Source organism: uncultured Tenacibaculum sp., assembly GCF_947498805.1.
Classification (GTDB): Bacteria; Bacteroidota; Bacteroidia; order Flavobacteriales; family Flavobacteriaceae; genus Polaribacter.
Map to the genome: position 1 here is coordinate 38,983 of NZ_CANMLT010000008.1, position 18,609 is coordinate 57,591.

Below are 18,609 nucleotides of genomic sequence, written 5' to 3' on the forward strand. Positions count from 1 at the left end.
AAAGAGAAATCTTATGAAAGTAACAGATCACATAAAAAAAGCGAAAGGAAAAACCTTATTCTCATTTGAAATTGTCCCTCCTCAAAAAGGACAAAATATTGAAGACCTGTATAACAATATAGATCCCTTAATGGAATTTAAGCCTCCTTTTATTGATGTAACTACCTCAAGAGAAGAGCATATATATATTCCTAAAGAAAATGGACTGTTAGAAAAGAAAATAACTAGAATGCGTCCGGGAACAGTTGGTATTTGTGCCTCTTTAAAATACAAATACAATGTAGATGCGATTCCACATGTTTTATGCGGAGGTTTTACCAAAGAAGAAACCGAATATGTATTGGTAGATTGTCATTATTTAGGCTTAGACAATGTCATGGCGTTACGTGGTGATGCTCGTAAAGATGAACAATATTTTCAGGCTTCTAATGGTGGAAACAAATATGCTGCTGATTTGGTAAAACAAATAGCCGATTTAAACAAAGGAAAGTACTTACATGACATTATTGAAACACCGTATAAAGCCGATTTTTGTATTGGTGTTGCTGGGTATCCTGAAAAACATTTAGAATCTCCAAGTTTAGAGAGTGATTTAAAAAGGTTAAAAGAAAAGGTAGATTCAGGAGCAGATTATGTGGTGACTCAGATGTTTTTTGATAATAAAAAATATTTCAAATTTGTTGAAAAAGCCAGAGAAATTGGGATCACCGTTCCAATTATCCCAGGCATTAAGCCTTTAGCTGTACAACGTCACTTACAAATATTACCACAAATTTTTAGGTTAGACTTACCACAAGATTTAGTAGAAGCTGTTGAAGGTTGTAAAACCAATAAAGATGTAAGGCAAGTAGGTATTGAATGGGCTATTCAACAAAGTAAAGAATTAATAGAAGCAGGTGTTCCTGTAGTGCATTATTACTCTATGGGAAAATCAAGTAATATTAAAGCCATAGCCAAAGAAGTTTTTTAACTTCTTTGGTTGTTTCCTTTTTAAAGATTTTTTATTCCTTCCGTCTGTACAATCTAATTATTTCATTCTCCCCTTTGTATACTAAACTATCTTGACTTAATTTAAGCACTTCTCCTTTATACATAAAACCATCAAAATGTATATACAAAGTGTCCTTCTTTAACTTTAATGGATAAGAATTACCTAAGCTTTCAACATATGTAATAGAATCATTCTCAACAAAAAACAAAGCATTCTCTTCAGTATTTTCTGCCCAAACTCCCTCTAATAGTTTTTTATCGAAAAAAGCTTTTTCATAAACGTTCTTTTCTTTTAATGTTTTAGTAAATACTGTCTGGTCAATTAATTGAATATCTTTTTTGAAAGCGTCAACTGGATTAAAAATTAATTTCTCTTCTTTTAAAGAAATTAAATGCAATTCAATATTCGATTTTTGGAAAAGTTTTAAGGTATCATTGGATATAGAATAATTATCATAAACTATTTCTTTCCCATTTTCTATTCTCATAACTCTATCTTCAGTGATTTCCAAAGATATTTTTTCACTTTTCCAATTTCCTATTAGCGTCTGTTTTGAAATCCTAGAATCTTTACATGAAATAAACAATCCAATACATAATATTATTACCAATCTCTTCATATTAAATTTATTTTAGACACTACTACCGAATGACTGCATCGTGTAGAGCAGGATTATTTAAATCAGAGATTTTGTATATATAAACATCATCTCCCTCCTCAAAAAACAAACCTATTTTATTAGAATCTACATCAACTACCTGAATAGTATATATTAAAGTCTCATTTTTTATAGCTTCAATAGCCATATAACCTTCTTCAAAACAATCTAACTTAAAATAATAATCTATATCAAAATTTCTAATTATATAACTACAAACTTCTTTAAGAAGATTAAGTTCTAATAATGAGTTTCCAAAATCCTGATGCCAAATGGGAGCTTTCCATTCTGAAATCATATTTAATTCATTCATATTCACCTTTTTTTAATACTCTTTTCAAAAAATTAAAGTATAACGAAAGGGTAAAACACTCTTTCAAATTGCATACAATATTTTACCACAATCCCTTCTTCTATTGGATAAACACAGCCAAAACTGGTGTTATGTAATGCTTCAAACGTTCTATCCAACACTATATTACTACCAAAAATAAACTTATCATCTTTATAAAATCTAATCTGACTTTGAACAGTTGCTAAATCACCTCCAGTGTATTTAAACATCCAATTCCTCTTCATTTCTTTAAGTAAGGTTAAGTTTTCAGTTTTCAATATTTTGCCTATTGGTATTCGATTATCAATATCTTTAGAATCTTCCATATTAATTACCAAATAAGCTACCCAATGCCCTTCATTAAAATTTAAACGATCTAAGACTTTAATTGTATCTCCTTTTTTATACTTTTTTTCTATTAAGAATAAATTTATTTCTTCTTTTACAAAAACAACCAGCGGATTGAAACATAAATAGGTAAAAATAGAAGTTCCAATAATTATAGAGATATAAAGCTTTTTCATTGAAATAATTATATTTTTTTAATCTCTAAAATAGCCCTTTTCTAAAAAACAAAACTACCCTGACCTAAATCAGCGTAGTTTATATTTTTTCTTATCTAAGTTTTAAAAGAATCTAAGCATTTAAAAATGCTTTCAACTCTTGGTAAGCACCAATCTTTATAGATTTTTTTTCTTTATCAATTACTTCTTTGATCTGTTCGGGAATAGCTACTTTAATAGCCAGCGTATCTTCCACCACATCTAAAAATTTTACGGGATGTGCGGTTTCTAAAAAGATTCCTATTGCATTGACTTTTAATCCGTATTTCTCCAATCCTAAATATCCAACAGCACCATGCGGATCTGCTATATAACCACTTTCTTTATAAATAGATTTCATGGTTTCTTTTGTTAGTTCATCAGAAAAAGAATACGATGAAAAAGCTTTTTTTAGTTGCTCAATATCGTTATCAAACAGTTCTTGTATTCTTATAAAATTACTCGGATTTCCAACATCCATAGCATTTGAAATGGTTGCTTTAGACGGTTTCGGTTCGTATTTCCCGCTTTCTAAATAATTAGGTACGGTATCATTAACATTCGTAGCTGCTACAAAATGTTTAATTGGTAATCCTAATTTCTTCGCCATAATCCCTGCACAGATATTTCCAAAGTTTCCACTTGGTACCGAAAACACTACCTCCTTATGTTGTTTATACACCTGCTTATATGCAAAGAAAAAATAGAACATTTGTGGTAACCATCGGGCAACATTGATAGAGTTTGCAGAGGTTAAAGTTCTTTGGATATCAGCATCTAAAAACGCTGTTTTTACCATATCCTGACAATCGTCGAACACACCATCTACCTCTAAAGCTGTAATGTTTTGTCCTAAGGTAGTCAACTGTTTTTCTTGAATATCGCTTACTTTTCCACTAGGATATAGAATCACTACCTCTACTCCTTTTACACCCAAAAAACCATGTGCAACAGCTCCTCCAGTATCTCCCGAAGTAGCTACCAATACCGTTACTTCCTTCTCTGTATTTCTATTAAAATAGCCTAAGCATCGTGCCATAAAACGAGCACCCACGTCTTTAAATGCCATGGTTGGTCCATGAAAAAGCTCCAATGACCCTATATTTTCTTTGACAGATACTACTGGGAAATCAAAATTAATGGTCTCTTTAATTATTCCTTCTAATACTTCTTTTGGTATTTCATCTCCTACAAATTGCTCAATGGCCTTGTAGGCAATTTCTTCATTGGAATAGTTATCTATATTCTCTATAAACTCTTTCGGTAAAGGTTTGATACCTTCCGGAAAGTACAAACCTTTATCTGGTGCTAATCCGTTTACCACCGCTTCTTCAAAGCTTACTTTTGGTGATTTATGATGTAAACTATAATATTTCATTGTGTTGTTTTTCAATTATCATTGCGAAATTCTAAAGTAAATATCCTTCATTTTGAAGGAGCACTTCGTTCATTCTTTTTACTCGTAATGATCTATATTATTTTTGTTCTAGAATTTGAATTCCTTGTGTATTTATTCCTGATTGAATCATATGGAAATTAATTCCAGTTTCTTCATAGGTTTCTTTAATTACGGAATATACTTTTGCCGCTACTTCATTCCCTCTACATAAAGCAAAAATTGTTGGTCCCGATCCTGAAATTCCAGCACCTAATGCTCCTGCTTTTAGAGCTGCATCTTTTACTTTATCAAAATGCGGAATCAATTGCTTGCGAACTGGCTCAACAATAATATCTGTTAGAGAATTACTTATCAATTCATAATCGTTTGAATACAATCCGCTTACCAGTCCTCCTACATTTGCCCATTGGGTTACTGCACTTTTTAAAGGAATTTCTTTTGGAAGCACATCTCTTGCATCTTTTGTTTTTACCTCAACTTGAGGATGAATGGCAACCAATCTCAACTCCGAAGGCACTGGCAAACTCACAATATCTAACGGTGTATAACTTCTTACCAATACAAAGCCCCCATAAATAGCTGCTGAAACATTGTCGGCTATCGGACTTCCGCAAGTTGCTTCTTCTCCTAACATGGCAAACTGTGTTAATGCTAGGTTAGAAAACGGATTTCCTAACAATGCATTCACGCCAAACGCGGCTCCTCCAGCACTGGCAGCACTACTTCCTAATCCACTACCAGGCGCATATCCTTTATGTATGGTAATTTCAATTCCAAAATCTACAGGGTTCTCCTTAAGCATTGCCAAGGCTACTACTCCTGCTGCATTTTTAGTTACATCAAATGTTAGGTCGGCTCCTGTTATTTCGGTTATCTTTACCCCTTTTTCCTCCGTTTTTGTATAGGTCATGGTATCTCCTACATTGTCAATAGCAAACCCTAAAGAATCAAATCCGCAAGAAACATTGGCTACAGTTGCCGGTGCAAATATTTTTATATAGTTCATTTTTTTGCTTTATGTATCGTTTTCTTAATATTGAAACTTCTGCTTTTTACTCATTACCTACACGAATAACATCGGCAAAGATTCCTGAAGCTGTAACTTCTGCTCCTGCTCCTGCTCCTTTTATTTGTAATGGGTTCACAGGGTATCTATCTGTAAAGAACAATACAATATTATCGCTTCCTTCTAAGTTATAAAATGGATGGTCCGACGGAATATGTTGCAATCCTACATTTGCCTTTCCATTCTCAAATTCAGCTACATATTTCAATCTACAATTTTTATCATTGGCATCCTTATACAACTGCTGAAAATTGTGCTCATACACTTTTAAACTTTTATAAAAAGCTTCGTTATCTCCAGTATTTAAACTTTCTTCAGCTAAAAATGAATTATTCACAATATCAGAAAGTTCTAATTCGTATCCACTTTCACGTGCTAAGATCAATATTTTACGAGCAACATCAATTCCACTTAAATCAATTTTCGGATCTGGTTCAGTATATCCTTGTGCTTGTGCATCGGCTACTACATCATGAAAAGTAACAGAGTCATTAAAATTATTAAACACAAAATTTAAAGTTCCAGATAATACTGCTTGGATTTTGTGCACTCGATCTCCTGAAGCTATTAAATTCTTTAAGGTATCTATAATTGGTAATCCAGCTCCTACATTGGTTTCAAACAAAAATGGCGCATTGTATTTTCTTGAAATCCTTTTTAATTTCTTATAGTTTTCTAAGTTAGATGCACAGGCTATTTTATTACAAGTAACTACCGCTACATTATTTCTTAAATAGTGTTCATAAACTTCAGAGACATTCGCATTAGCCGTATTGTCAACGAAAACTGAATTTCTTAGATTAAAACTCTTTGTTTTTTCAAAAAAGCTTTCAATAGTACTAGCTTCACCTTCAGCCAATAATTGTTTCCAATTATCTAAATTTAAACCTTCTTCGTCAAACACCATCTTTCTAGAATTTGATACACCAATAACTCTTAGGTTTAGCTTTAAATTCTCTTTTAAAAATGCTTTTTGTTGATTGACCTGCTCTAAAAACTTCTCTCCTACGTTTCCTACCCCAGTAACAAATAAGTTTAGCTGCTTAATTTTTTCTTCAAAAAACTGTTCGTGCAAAGTATTCAATGCTTTCTTAGCATCTATACTTTCTATTACCGCAGAAATATTTCTTTCTGAAGCTCCTTGCGCAATCGCTCTAATATTTACATTATTCTTTCCTAAAGCACTAAACATTTGTCCGCTTAAACCCTGATGATTTTTCATATGATCCCCCACCAAAGCAATAATTGCCAAGCCTTTTTCTACCAGTACTTGATTTACTTTATGCTGATGCATTTCTAATTGAAATGTTTCATCTAACAATACTTTTGCCGTATCGGCATCTTCATCATATACTCCAATACAAATAGAATGCTCGGAAGATGCTTGTGTAATTAATACCACATTGATATGGTGCAACGCCAATGTTTCAAACATGCGCTTTGATACCCCTGGAACTCCTACCATGCCACTACCTTCAAGAGTAAGCAAACTAATATTTTCAATATGAGAGATTCCTCTGACTGTCTTTTTGTTTTCAGATACTTTTTTAATCAAAGTTCCATTACTTTCCGGCTCAAAAGTATTTTTAATTCTTATTGGAATTTCTTTTTCTAATACAGGCTGAATTGTTGGCGGATACAATACTTTGGCTCCAAAATGCGATAGTTCCATTGCTTCTTCATACGATATTTCTGAAATAGCAAAAGCTTGCTTTACCACTCTTGGATTCGCAGTATACATTCCGCTTACATCTGTCCAAATTTGAAGTTCATCTACTTCCAATGCAGCTGCGTATATAGCGGCAGAGTAATCAGACCCTCCTCTTCCTAAGGTAGTAATTTCTCCATCTTTATTTGAAGCTATAAATCCACCTAATACAACTACTTGACTTGTGTTCTCTTTTGAAAAACGTGTAATATTTGAATTGGTTTCTTCAAAAAGTACCTGAGCATTTAAATAGTTACTATTGGTAATAATTAACTCCCTACTATTTTTATGAGCAGCATTCAAACTTTCTTTTGCTGCATTGGCTATGATATATGAAGATAACTGTTCTCCAAAACTAGATACTTTTGCTAGTGTATTTGGAGACAACTCTTTCAACAAAGAAACCCCTTGATATATCGCTATTAATTCAGAGAAAAGAGTATCAATATGCTGCTTTACCTCTAATTGATTCTTTTCTGAAATTAAACTCTCAATTACCGTATAATGGTGTTCTTTTAATTCAGAAACTAATGTTTCAATTTTTGTTGCATCGACCAAAGATTCTTGCGCAATTGCCAATAATTTGTTCGTAGTTTTTCCAAATGCAGAAACAACTACGAATACTTTTTCGTCTTGTGAAGCTTGTTTTACGATTTGTAAAACCTGCTTAATGTTTTGTTGATTGGCTACCGAAGTACCGCCAAATTTTAAAACTTTCATTTTATTTTAACTAAATTATGTATGTGTTTTTTGAAAAATCACCATCTCTTTTCGATTCTTTCGAAAATATGGATATACCAATAAGATTATATGTAAATAAAAGACCCCCTAAAGGGTACCCGTTGTAGTAATAATTGTTGTGCCAATAAAAATACCAACCGCTAAAGAAGCAGTTTTTGAGATACTTATATTTTTATTTTCGGCTAACATTGCTCCAAATGTATAAATTATTTTTAGACAAACAAGTCTATTTTTAGATTTAGTTAATTTTCCTAAATAAAATGGTAAAATAATACAGTTCAATAAATTAATCCAATTAACCTATAATAAAAAGTAATTTTCTTAAAATTGCATTCTAAAATAGTTTGTTTACTTTTGTGTAAGAAAACTTAAGACAAAATAAATAATTAAAATATTATAAAATGGCGTTAGAAATTACAGATGCATCTTTTGAAGAAGTAGTATTAAAATCAGACAAACCAGTTTTAGTTGATTTTTGGGCGGCTTGGTGTGGACCATGTAGAATGGTTGCTCCTATCGTTGATGAAATTAGCAATGAATATGACGGTAAAGCGGTTGTTGGTAAAGTTGATGTAGATAATAACCAAGAGTTTGCTGCTAAGTATGGAGTAAGAAACATCCCTACTGTTTTAATCTTTAAAAACGGTGAGGTAGTAGATAAGCAAGTTGGTGCAGCTCCAAAGAAGACTTATACTGATAAAATTGATGCTGCTTTATAGTAGTATATCAAATAAAACATTGTAAAAGGTTTGGCTTATGCTAAACCTTTTTTTATTTTCGACCTATATGATGAACTTAAGTACGATTTCTACCGATATAAAAAGCTTAGACTTATTAGCAAAGCAGGTTGTTGAAGGTTTTATTACTGGAATGCATAAGAGTCCGTTTCACGGGTTTTCTGTTGAATTCTCAGAGCATAAACTGTATAACAAAGGAGAAAGCACACGTCATATTGATTGGAAACTTTTTGCCAAAACTGAAAAACTCTATACTAAAAAGTATGAGGAAGAAACCAACTTACGTTGTCATATTATCGTAGACAACTCTGCTTCTATGCACTATCCTGTGGTTAAAACCCAATCAATTAACAATTTGAATAAAATTGGTTTTTCAAGTGTTGCGGCTGCTTCATTAATGGAAATTCTAAAAAGACAACGCGATGCAGTTGGATTGAGTATTTATGCAAATGAATATGAATACTACGCTCCTGAAAAAGGCAGTGAACGTCACCGAAAAATGCTTTTAAACCAATTAGAGCAACTTTTAGTATCAAAGACTACTACATCTACCGAAACTTATAAATACTTGCATGAGATCGCTGAAAAAATACATCGTAGATCATTAATATTTTTGTTTACGGATATGTTTCAAACAAATATTGAATCGGAGCAGCTATTCGAGGCTTTACATCATCTTAAGTACAATAAACACGAACTAGTTTTATTTCATACCTACGATGGTAAAACCGAATTCAATTTTGATTTTGACAGTACTCCTAAGAAATTAATCGATGTAGAAACCCAACAAGAGATTAATTTATACACTGAAAATGTGCAAGAGCAATATCAAAAAGCCATTAAAGAGCACTTTTCTGAATTAAAAAATAAATGTTTGCAATATAAAATTGATTATGTTCCAGTAGACATTAATCTGGGATTCAACGAAGTACTTACAAGCTATTTAATTTCTCGACAAAATTTTTCATAATTCCTTGTTTTAAACAATAAAAAAGTTATATATTTGCACCCGCTAAACGCAACGGTCTGGTAGTTCAGCTGGTTAGAATACATGCCTGTCACGCATGGGGTCGCGGGTTCGAGTCCCGTCCAGACCGCAAAATCTCGAAAGAGTAAGTTCTTAAAAAAAATATTTGCAAATACGAAAATCAATTTTATATTTGCATTCGCTAAATGCAACGGTCTGGTAGTTCAGCTGGTTAGAATACATGCCTGTCACGCATGGGGTCGCGGGTTCGAGTCCCGTCCAGACCGCCAATAAAAACTTAAACCTCTTGAAAATCAAGAGGTTTTGTTTTTTAGGGGAAAACCACGGGGAAATTAATATTTTTTCGGTTCTTCCCTACACAAGTAATCTACACTTCCTTAAACATTATACTAGAGAAATTTTCTGCGATTTTTTATTTAAAAATAATTTGTCTTGTACTGAAATACCGTTACATTTTTTAAATCAAAAAAGATGGAAACAATAACAGAAAAAATTATTTTAGACAGGTAGAATTACACAGAAGAATTTAAAGATTACATTGTTTATCAAGTTTTATATGAAGGAAAAGATAAAACGGAATTAGTCTCTAAGCATGAGCTACCCAGTGTACAAACTATTACTTTATGGATTCGATATTTTCGAAAGCGTTTAGAAAAAGGCTTAATATCTTTACCTTCTATGACAGATGAACAAAAACAAAGTTTCCCTGCGCTTAAAAAAGAGTAAAGGAATTGGAAGGAGCTTTAGAACAAGCTAATGTTTTAATTTATGGATTAAACTCCTTGATAGACTATGCAGAAAAAGAATTTGAGGTTGCAATTAGAAAAAAGCGTGGTACCAAACAGTAACAATGATTCAAGAAAAAGGACTTATAAAGATAAGTGTCGGTCGTCTTTGTAAACTGTTTGTTAAGAGCTGGCAAGCTTACTATCGAAAAGCTGGTCAAGTGAAAAACAAATTAGGGAAGAGCAAATTGTATTAGAATTAGTGTTAGAAATAAGAAGAGAGTTACAAATGTTAGGTACACGTAAACTACACCTATTACTTAAAAAACCATTAGCATCACATCAAATAAAAAAGTGTAAACCTATTTTAGGACGATACAGTATGACAGAAAATGGAGATCCTTTAGAAAATGCGATTGCAGAACGAGTTAACGGTATATTAAAAGAAGAGTATTTGAGCTGTTATGAGATCGCTACGTTTAAGCAAGCAAGAGGATTATTAGAACAAGTAATTAATTTATATAATAATGAAAGACCACATATGAGTATAGGGAATTTAGTACCAGAGAAGGTACATTCAAAACAATTAAAGAAAGGAGATAAAAAATGGAAGAATTATTACAGAAAGTCTACTACTTAACCCATTTTATTCCAAACTTGAATAAAAAGTAAATAATAATAAAAAATGGAGAATAAAATAATAACCAAATAAATATAAATGGTATTACACTTGGGTCATTTATTACTTGATTAAAAACAGGAATAAATTTATTTGACTTTAAAGATACTTTAAACAGGAAGTAGCTTACTAGAGTAGAAGCTAAAATTAAGAAAATAAAACCTGTAATTTTTTTATTCATTTCATTAACAATTTAAAACATAAAAATAAGATAAATTAAATATAGTAGAAAATGGAAAAACTATTATCAAAAAACAAATACTGTAAAGGTATTTTAGGATTAAAAATAATTTGTAAACTTATATTAGGATTAAGCTAAAAAAGTGTAAACCTATTTTAGGACGATACAGTTACAAGAAAAACGCAAAAAAGCGCAAGGAAACGCAAAAGACAATCCAAACATTCTTAAGGTACTAATATACAAGCTTCAATATCAATAAAAATGTCTTATCGATGGATTTCAGGACGATACAAATAATAGAAACGTAAGAAAGCGCAAGGAAACGCAAATCTATTCCAACAAACTTAAAACACCTACAAAACAGAATATTAAATAATTACAAGCAGTAATTTAATCTCCCAAATACCGCAAAACGCAAAAAACGCAAGGTTTTGCAAAATGAAATTTTTTAGCACTAAAAAACACATAAAACAACTATATACCAAACAAGTACACAAAATTAACATTATCTAAAACTAGATAAAATAGTAACTGTGTAAAAAACGCAATTTTACGCAAAATTGCATTCTATCTTCCTAAAATCCATCGATAAGGCATTTTTGGTGGGGTTTTAAGAAAAAGATACCTGCTAAATAAAAAATCACACTAGATATTCTAATCAATCACCAGATCTAACAACAAAAGATGGAAAATTATTTTTGTTTACACAAAACGAAATAGAAGGAAATTGGGGTATTCAAGAAGAAAATAAGAGAGATGATTTTATTAAAAGGTTTAAAAAGATAAAAGAGCTTTTTAAATTAGGAGAAAATATCGATTATATAGTTTTTGGACAACCCTTTATTACAAAACTATATAGAGAATTACGCTTAAACAACCTTACAGAAACTAGCGAATCTTGAAACCAACCCTAGAGATATCTTACTATTACTTTTTAATTAAAGTAAAAAGCAATATTGAATGCCTAAGTTTACAAACCCAATTTTTCTTTCATAAAGTCTTTTCCTTATAAGTAATTAGCTATTTTTACTTTTGTAATTATGACTCAAATAAAAGCAGTACTTATAGATGATGAGCAAAGAGCTAGAGATGTTTTAGTAAACTTGTTAAATAGAGCTACAACAAACATAAATATCATTTCTACTTGTCGTAATTTAGAAGAAGGTGTAAAAAAAATTAAAGAACTTCAACCAGACGTTGTTTTTTTAGATGTACAGATGCCTAATTACGTAGGCTATGAAATTGTAAAGTTTTTTGATAAAATAGATTTTGAAATTATTTTTGTAACTGCTTACGATCAATACGCTATAAAAGCATTTGAACTAAATGCTATTGATTATTTAGTAAAACCAATTGATAGAACTAAACTAAATATAGCACTTGAAAAATTAGAAGAAAAATTAAAACAAAAAAATCAATTAATTGATTACCAATCATTATTAAAAACTATAAAAGATAAAAATTATAAAAAAATAGTAATTCCAGAATTAGGAAATAGACATATTGTTGATTTAAAAAACATAGTAGCTATTGAAGCTAGTGGCGCATATAGTATAATTCATTTAAAAGAAAACAAACAAATCACTACTAGTAAAAACCTTAAATATTTTGAAGAAATCTTTTTAAAAGAACTTTCTTTTTTCCGTTCTCATAGAGGATGGATTATCAACTTAAATTTTGTTGAATTATTACATAAAACAGACCTACTAGTCACTTTAGCAAACGGTAGTCTTAAAGCGAAAATATCAAGAAACAAGATAGAAGATTTTGAAAAAGTTCTTAAATAATTTTTCGTCCAAAATATCGTATTTCAAATCTAAAGTTTTAATACTGATCCTTTTTTTTACCTCTTTTTTAGTACTGTCTCAAGAACCGGTAACAGTAAACCTCTCTGAAAAAGAAGGATTACCAGATAAAGAGTTTTATGACATTCTTGAAGATAGTAAAGGTTTTATATGGTTATGTGCAGATAAGGGACTATTTCGTTATGATGGTAAAGCATATAAAAGTTATACCAATTCCCAACAAAAAGGGCTGTCAACTTTTAATGTTCAAGAAGATTATTTAGGTAATATATGGTGTAATAATATTTCTGGACAGTTTTTTTACACACAAAATAATCAATTAAAACTTTTTATAGATTTAAAAAAGCAGTTAAAAGGAGAATTAGCAAGCTTTGTTGTTAAACCAAATTATTTATGGGTATTTACAGCAATAAAGATTTATAAAATAAACATAAAAACTAAAGCTATTACTGTTATTAATGACTCTACAAAGCGTTATGGAAATCCTTTTGTATCTAATAACTCTATTTTTTTGAGTTCTGACGATTTCATCTCCGAAATTTCAGCAGACAACACCCTTAAAACTTTAATAAAAATAAATTTAGACCTTAAAAACAATAAAGGTCGTAGAATTGTTCAACAAAAGTCTCAAATATTTAACATTGGAGATTCTATGTTTTTAAGACAAAATAGAGATAATACCAATACTTTTTTTCAATTTAATACTGCAAAAAAAAAAATTCAGATTGTAAAGGGGTTGAAAGAAATAGCTAACCTACAAATTTATGAATCATATACAACCAATAATAAAATTTGGTTTGGAACTAGAAACGGAGTTTGGGTATATGAATACATTGAAAACCATTTTTATTTAAAAAACCATTTTTTAAATAATATAGATGTTACTAACATTATAAAAGATAAAGATAATAATTACTGGTGCACTACTTTAAACACGGGTATTTATATAATTCCGAATATTAATATTGAAAAAGGGAATATCTCAACTATAAATAAAAACATTAGTTGTTTAGATAAAATAAATGATAGCACCTTATTATTTGGAATCAAAAATGGTAATATTGGTTTTTATAACACTAATAATCATCAGTCAAAAATAATAAACCTACCTACTAAAGATAGAGTTTCAAATCTTATATACCACCCAAGTGGAAATATTATTGTAGGTAAAGATCAATCTTCTTATGTAATAAATTATAAAACGCTTAAAAACATAAAAACTAGGACATTTAATAATGCCAAAAGTTTCTTAAATTTAGACAAAGGTGATTTACTATACACAAATCATTTGCAAGCCAAATTATTTAAGGAATCAGACTTAAAATCAAATAAAGGAATACTTAATTTTACTTCTGAAGAAAAAAGAACTTATACCTCTTTCTATAATAAGAAAACTAAAGAAGTATATATTTCTTATGTAGATGGTTTAATGGTTTATGACAGTCTTTGGACTCCTAAAGAAATTAAATATAAAAATAATTCAATCTACTGTAAATCGATAACTAAAACTGCCAATGGCGTTATTTGGGTGGGTACTTTTAAAGAGGGTGTTTTAGGAATAAAAAATGATTCTATAGTAAAACATTACACCATTAAAAATGGATTAACCTCAAATAATATTTCAACAATTAAAGCCCATAAAAATAAACTATGGATTGCCACAGATAATAGCATCCAAAAGTTTGATGCAACTACCTTACAATTTAAAAAGCTAACCAAAAAAGAAGGTGTTCCTTCTTACGATATTTCGGGTATAGAATTTATTGGCAACCATGTGTTTTTCGCGTCTAATATCGGATTATTTTATTTAGACAAGACTAAAACTTTTAAAACATATAATCCAGATGTTTACTTTAACGAACTTCAAATTAATGAGAAAAATACACCGATAAAATCAGAATATATTTTAGACTATACTCAAAATACGATAAAAATAAGCTTTAATGTTAAAGGATTTTCATTTAATCAAAACGGGAAATACAAATACCGATTAAAAGGAATAAATAATAATTGGTTTACAACAGAAACTGGAGTAAGTACTGTAAATTACAACAGTTTACCATCAGGAAAATACACATTTCAAGTACAGCCATATATTGAAGGAAACCAAAATGAATATCACATCGAAGAGTTAACATTCACCATAAAAAAAGCGTTTTGGAAAACCTGGTGGTTTATATTAGGAAGTTCAATGATTATTTTGGGCAGCGTGGTGCTTTACTTTAAACAAAAAATAAGAAATAAAGAAAAAGAGCGTCTTGTACAATTAGAAAAAATAAACTTAGAAAAAGAATTAATTTCTCAAAATTTAACAGCATTGCGCTCACAAATGAACCCGCACTTTATATTCAATGCTTTAAATTCTATACAAGATTTAGTTTTAAAACAAGATACGGACACTTCTTATGACTACATTGTATTATTTGCTGAATTAATACGTAACACACTTAATTATTCCAATCAAGATTTTATTCCAATCGAAAAAGAAATCGAATTCTTAAACATTTACTTACAATTAGAAAAACTTCGTTTTGGAGACGATTTTAACTATACTATTTCTTTTGATTCAATAGAAGCTTTAGAGATACCATCGTTATTAATTCAACCGTTTATTGAAAATGCTTTGATACATGGTCTAATGCATCAAGCAGGAAAAAAAGAACTCTCTGTAGTATTTAATTTTACTAATGAAGTATTACAATGCATTATTACTGATAATGGTGTAGGACGAGAAAAAAGTAAGGAGATAAAAATTAGACAAGGTAACCACCACGAATCTTTTGCTTTAAGCTCTATAAAAAAACGCTTAGAAATTTTCCAAAAACAATACGCTACCAAAGTAGGTTATGTAATTGAAGATTTACATAAAAACAACGCTTCTCAAGGAACTAGAGTTATTGTTTCTATGCCTTTTAAAAAGCTATTTTAATGAAATAAAATTATATAATTTTTCTTTCACAAACCCAATTTGCTATTCATTGATTAGTTTCTCTTTAAATAAGCATCAACAATTACTATTGCATTTCAAACTTAAAACAGGAAAGAATGACAAATTTAAAATTAATTACTAGTTGTTTATTTGTATTTCTAATGCTATCATGTAGTAGTGATGATACTATTGTAAATAATCCACCAATAGAATTTTCTATAACCTTTGGAAGGGTTGATAATAATGGTTTATTACCTATCACATGGACAGAAGCTATCGATCCTGATGGAGATACAGTAACATATAATGTATTTGCAGACGATGTATTAAAAGAGTCTAATCTCAAAGAAAGAAAAGCTACCATTGCATTAATTAATACTAAAAATATAAAAATAACCGTTGTTGCAAAAGATTCAAAAGGAGCTGAAACAGAAGTTGTAAAAATTTACCGAGACTAATTTATTATCATACATTTTTTTATGTTTTTATTATAAACCCTTTACTTAAAAGTAAAGGATTTACAATTTTTGATGCTAGTATTTTTTTCTTTCACAAACTCAATTTGCCATTCATAAAGTGTATTGTTCTAAATAAACTTCTACAATTATTATTGTAGAAATCTATTTAAATAATAAAAAAATGAAAAATTTAAAAAAGGGATTATTCACATTAATAATTGGATTACAATTCATGTCTTGCGGAGGTAATGATGATAACATTGATAAAACTTCAAAAGAAAGAAGCATTACAAAAGCTTATTTTACGAAAACATACTTAAACTTTAGAGATACCTATTTCCTTTATGATTTAGGAAATGTACTTAATAACGGATGGGCTGCAGAAGTATCTGTTGAAGGATATAATAGTGCTTACAATTATGAAATAAAAATTAAAGGAGATATATTAAAAGAAGAATATACGTTACCGCTACAGTTTTCTAAAATAGATGATACAAATGCTACTGTTAATATATTAGATTTTGTAAAAGAACAGTTTAAAGCTAAAGTAGATAGTTACAAAGCGTATATTGTAGAAAAAGAAAGTAATACTGAATTAGAAATTAGTATTCCTCCGACTTCACCAAACAGACCTTATATTATGGTAGATGGAGATGAAGATGGTTTTTTATATACTTTTTTCTTTTCTGCAGAAAGAACCACAAGCGCTGCAGTTTTAACCGAATTAAACTTACCTACAAGACAAAGTTTCGATTTTTTCTTTGGCGGGTCTTGGGTACTTGCCAATGGTTTAACTTTAAGTGTTGAAATATATGACTTAAACTTAAATAAATTAGGAGAAGTTGCAACACATAGATTTGTAACAAGTAATAACGTTGTAGGCTATTGGTTTAGTACGTCGAATTTTAACAATGTAATTCCAAACACAGGAGAGTATTTTTTAAGACTAAAAGGTTCTTCAACAGGTGAATTAAGGTATAGCCCGTATAAAAAAATCAACATCATAAAATAAATCATGAAAGCCCATTATGGACATTTGGCAAGCAATAATAAACTCTCATTAAAACAAAATACTACAAAAACTTAAATAGATGAAAAAAATAGTTTTACTTAGTATGTGTGCTTTACTTAGCATAACACTACAAGCGCAAAAATCATTCTTTAAAGCTCTTGAAGCTAATGGAGAAAATGCAATTTACGAAGGTTTTACTGAAATATCACCAAACGGAGGTGGTACTTGTAATTTTGGAAGATCGTTACCTAAAGTTAAAGTAAATATAGTACGTATAGCTAATGGAATTCCTGTAGGTTTTGTTGGAAAACCAGTAGCAAAAGATTGGGGAGAAATTGGCGAAACAGAATTAAGTGATTATGGTAGAATGGATAGTTATCCTCTTACTATGAGCATGAAACATACCCGTACAAAAGAAGGGTATGTTGTTATAGACGACATTATTTTTGTGTTAGATAAAATTTCAGATAACAACTTGCCATCTGTTAATGACATCACAAAAATATATGCATTGGTTAAAAACGGTAAAACCACTACTAAAAAGAAAAAAAAGAAAGGTGGATTTTTAGCTAGAATGAAAAATAAACTAAACAGTGCCGGACTTAGCCCAACGCATAAATATTTAAAAAGTGTAAATCTTGTAGAAAAATTCACCAATTATGTAAAAGCAATGCAAGCAAAGCAAGCAGCTTATACACTTACTGCAAAAGATAAAAATGATACTGCTAAAATAAAAGCAGCACGTAATGCAGGAGATGCCGAAATTAAACGTTACAACGACTCAATAAAAGCAACGCCAGAGTACAAAGATTTACAAAGACGAATAAAGCAAAACGAGCAAAACTATCAAGATGCAAAGGCACAAAACACAGTAACACTTCGCAACAATACAGGGAGTACCATTTATATAGGTAAATCTGGTAGTCGTAATCAAGGTACTAGAATTGACAGTGGTAGTACAGCAACTTGGAGTTGTGATTCTAATGCTTACTTACAGGTAAAAACAAAATCTGGCGGAAGTAATAATTATAGCACTACCAATACTAAAGTTTATAGTGCAAATTCAGGATGTGGATCTATCATAGCTATTAATTAATAGTTATAAAATAGTATGAAAATTTTTAAATATATTCTCTTATTTATATTACCTTTTACAGTATATACTCAAAATGAAAAACCTACCAAGGCTATTGATGGTGTTTATCATTTACTTGAAAGAGAAAGAACTATTGGAAATAAGCAAACTAAAACCAAATTTTTTCAATATAGCTTATTAGGTACTACAAAAGTAGTAGCTGTGGCTGCTTGTAAAAAATGTATACCTGCAATTTACAAATACCAAGAAGCGGAAAGTAAAGAATTAAACAGACCTGTTTTTTATAATAATATTGGTCTTTTTCTAATTTCGTACGATCAAGAAAGCTTTGTAATGGTAATGCCTGCTAATAAACAAGGTTCAGATTGGACCGATTTTGCATACAGTAACTTTTACAGTAAAAATAGCTCAAAAGTAGCTTCAATGTCTCAGAAAAAAATTAAAGACTTTATTTTACAAATAGCTAATTAGTTTATAATCTTTTACAAATTATAAAACCCTCAAAATTCAATTGAATTTTGAGGGTTTTAGTTTTACTAATTTTTCATTAACAAAGCCAA

General features: G+C 30.1%; 17 protein-coding genes and 2 tRNA genes. 13 read left to right on the plus strand and 6 right to left on the minus strand.

What is annotated here, in order from left to right; translation table 11 throughout:
• The first annotated feature begins 13 nt into the window (after nucleotides 1-13).
• Nucleotides 14-970, plus strand: a complete 957-nt coding sequence (gene metF, locus Q0873_RS15395; protein ID WP_299108940.1) for a methylenetetrahydrofolate reductase [NAD(P)H] — start codon at nucleotides 14-16, stop codon at nucleotides 968-970.
• Nucleotides 971-1,001: 31 nt separating this feature from the next.
• Here the strand turns inward: metF and Q0873_RS15400 are convergent, their stop codons facing one another.
• The 6 genes from Q0873_RS15400 to thrA all read right to left on the minus strand — a co-directional run bounded on the left by Q0873_RS15400 (nucleotide 1,002) and on the right by thrA (nucleotide 7,418).
• The gene (locus tag Q0873_RS15400) at nucleotides 1,002-1,610 is read right to left on the minus strand and encodes a hypothetical protein (protein WP_299108942.1); all 609 of its coding nucleotides are present in this window, start codon (nucleotides 1,608-1,610) and stop codon (nucleotides 1,002-1,004) included.
• Nucleotides 1,611-1,632: 22 nt separating this feature from the next.
• Nucleotides 1,633-1,947, minus strand: coding sequence for a hypothetical protein (locus tag Q0873_RS15405; RefSeq protein ID WP_299108945.1), 315 nt, complete (start codon nucleotides 1,945-1,947; stop codon nucleotides 1,633-1,635).
• Between the two features lie 47 nt (nucleotides 1,948-1,994).
• Nucleotides 1,995-2,507 (minus strand): hypothetical protein, encoded by a 513-nt coding sequence (locus tag Q0873_RS15410; RefSeq protein WP_299108948.1) that lies wholly within the window; start codon nucleotides 2,505-2,507, stop codon nucleotides 1,995-1,997.
• 112 nt (nucleotides 2,508-2,619) lie between these two features.
• Nucleotides 2,620-3,903 (minus strand): threonine synthase, encoded by a 1,284-nt coding sequence (thrC, locus tag Q0873_RS15415; RefSeq protein WP_299108950.1) that lies wholly within the window; start codon nucleotides 3,901-3,903, stop codon nucleotides 2,620-2,622.
• Nucleotides 3,904-4,000: 97 nt separating this feature from the next.
• On the minus strand, nucleotides 4,001-4,930 hold the full coding sequence (locus Q0873_RS15420) for a homoserine kinase (protein WP_299108952.1): 930 nt from the start codon (nucleotides 4,928-4,930) through the stop codon (nucleotides 4,001-4,003).
• 46 nt (nucleotides 4,931-4,976) lie between these two features.
• Nucleotides 4,977-7,418 (minus strand): bifunctional aspartate kinase/homoserine dehydrogenase I, encoded by a 2,442-nt coding sequence (thrA, locus tag Q0873_RS15425; RefSeq protein WP_299108954.1) that lies wholly within the window; start codon nucleotides 7,416-7,418, stop codon nucleotides 4,977-4,979.
• A gap of 422 nt (nucleotides 7,419-7,840) precedes the next feature.
• Here thrA and trxA point away from each other — a divergent pair, with 422 nt between their 5' ends.
• The 12 genes from trxA (at nucleotide 7,841) to Q0873_RS15485 (ending at nucleotide 18,520) form a co-directional block, all read left to right on the plus strand.
• The gene (gene trxA / locus Q0873_RS15430; RefSeq protein WP_086031141.1) at nucleotides 7,841-8,158 is read left to right on the plus strand and encodes a thioredoxin; all 318 of its coding nucleotides are present in this window, start codon (nucleotides 7,841-7,843) and stop codon (nucleotides 8,156-8,158) included.
• 70 nt (nucleotides 8,159-8,228) lie between these two features.
• A complete protein-coding gene (locus Q0873_RS15435; protein WP_299109164.1) occupies nucleotides 8,229-9,146 on the plus strand; it encodes a DUF58 domain-containing protein in 918 nt (305 codons plus the stop codon).
• 53 nt (nucleotides 9,147-9,199) lie between these two features.
• Nucleotides 9,200-9,273, plus strand: a tRNA-Asp gene (locus tag Q0873_RS15440).
• Between the two features lie 83 nt (nucleotides 9,274-9,356).
• Nucleotides 9,357-9,433, plus strand: a tRNA-Asp gene (locus Q0873_RS15445).
• A gap of 718 nt (nucleotides 9,434-10,151) precedes the next feature.
• Nucleotides 10,152-10,529 (plus strand): integrase core domain-containing protein, encoded by a 378-nt coding sequence (locus Q0873_RS15450; protein WP_299108961.1) that lies wholly within the window; start codon nucleotides 10,152-10,154, stop codon nucleotides 10,527-10,529.
• A gap of 918 nt (nucleotides 10,530-11,447) precedes the next feature.
• Nucleotides 11,448-11,651, plus strand: coding sequence for a hypothetical protein (locus tag Q0873_RS15455; protein WP_299108963.1), 204 nt, complete (start codon nucleotides 11,448-11,450; stop codon nucleotides 11,649-11,651).
• A gap of 138 nt (nucleotides 11,652-11,789) precedes the next feature.
• A complete protein-coding gene (locus tag Q0873_RS15460; protein ID WP_299108965.1) occupies nucleotides 11,790-12,536 on the plus strand; it encodes a response regulator in 747 nt (248 codons plus the stop codon).
• The gene (locus Q0873_RS15465; protein WP_299108967.1) at nucleotides 12,517-15,483 is read left to right on the plus strand and encodes a histidine kinase; all 2,967 of its coding nucleotides are present in this window, start codon (nucleotides 12,517-12,519) and stop codon (nucleotides 15,481-15,483) included. Before Q0873_RS15460 ends, Q0873_RS15465 begins: the two co-directional genes overlap by 20 nt.
• A gap of 116 nt (nucleotides 15,484-15,599) precedes the next feature.
• Entirely contained in the window at nucleotides 15,600-15,941 is a 342-nt protein-coding gene (locus tag Q0873_RS15470; RefSeq protein WP_299108969.1) for a hypothetical protein, read from the plus strand.
• 181 nt (nucleotides 15,942-16,122) lie between these two features.
• Nucleotides 16,123-16,953: a hypothetical protein gene (locus Q0873_RS15475; RefSeq protein WP_299108971.1), complete on the plus strand. Its 831-nt coding sequence runs from the start codon at nucleotides 16,123-16,125 to the stop codon at nucleotides 16,951-16,953.
• Nucleotides 16,954-17,032: 79 nt separating this feature from the next.
• Complete coding sequence (locus Q0873_RS15480; RefSeq protein ID WP_299108974.1) at nucleotides 17,033-18,049, plus strand: hypothetical protein; 1,017 nt, start codon at nucleotides 17,033-17,035, stop codon at nucleotides 18,047-18,049.
• Between the two features lie 15 nt (nucleotides 18,050-18,064).
• Nucleotides 18,065-18,520: a hypothetical protein gene (locus Q0873_RS15485; RefSeq protein ID WP_299108976.1), complete on the plus strand. Its 456-nt coding sequence runs from the start codon at nucleotides 18,065-18,067 to the stop codon at nucleotides 18,518-18,520.
• The last annotated feature ends 89 nt before the right edge of the window (nucleotides 18,521-18,609 follow it).

What these genes read in the sequence shown, in the direction of transcription:
- metF (WP_299108940.1), top strand. Translation starts at nt 14, where the DNA reads ATGAAAGTAACAGATCACATAAAAAAAGCGAAAGGAAAAACCTTATTC.
- Q0873_RS15400 (WP_299108942.1), bottom strand. Translation starts at nt 1,610, where the DNA reads ATGAAGAGATTGGTAATAATATTATGTATTGGATTGTTTATTTCATGT.
- Q0873_RS15405 (WP_299108945.1), bottom strand. Translation starts at nt 1,947, where the DNA reads ATGATTTCAGAATGGAAAGCTCCCATTTGGCATCAGGATTTTGGAAAC.
- Q0873_RS15410 (WP_299108948.1), bottom strand. Translation starts at nt 2,507, where the DNA reads ATGAAAAAGCTTTATATCTCTATAATTATTGGAACTTCTATTTTTACC.
- thrC (WP_299108950.1), bottom strand. Translation starts at nt 3,903, where the DNA reads ATGAAATATTATAGTTTACATCATAAATCACCAAAAGTAAGCTTTGAA.
- Q0873_RS15420 (WP_299108952.1), bottom strand. Translation starts at nt 4,930, where the DNA reads ATGAACTATATAAAAATATTTGCACCGGCAACTGTAGCCAATGTTTCT.
- thrA (WP_299108954.1), bottom strand. Translation starts at nt 7,418, where the DNA reads ATGAAAGTTTTAAAATTTGGCGGTACTTCGGTAGCCAATCAACAAAAC.
- trxA (WP_086031141.1), top strand. Translation starts at nt 7,841, where the DNA reads ATGGCGTTAGAAATTACAGATGCATCTTTTGAAGAAGTAGTATTAAAA.
- Q0873_RS15435 (WP_299109164.1), top strand. Translation starts at nt 8,229, where the DNA reads ATGAACTTAAGTACGATTTCTACCGATATAAAAAGCTTAGACTTATTA.
- Q0873_RS15460 (WP_299108965.1), top strand. Translation starts at nt 11,790, where the DNA reads ATGACTCAAATAAAAGCAGTACTTATAGATGATGAGCAAAGAGCTAGA.
- Q0873_RS15470 (WP_299108969.1), top strand. Translation starts at nt 15,600, where the DNA reads ATGACAAATTTAAAATTAATTACTAGTTGTTTATTTGTATTTCTAATG.
- Q0873_RS15475 (WP_299108971.1), top strand. Translation starts at nt 16,123, where the DNA reads ATGAAAAATTTAAAAAAGGGATTATTCACATTAATAATTGGATTACAA.
- Q0873_RS15480 (WP_299108974.1), top strand. Translation starts at nt 17,033, where the DNA reads ATGAAAAAAATAGTTTTACTTAGTATGTGTGCTTTACTTAGCATAACA.
- Q0873_RS15485 (WP_299108976.1), top strand. Translation starts at nt 18,065, where the DNA reads ATGAAAATTTTTAAATATATTCTCTTATTTATATTACCTTTTACAGTA.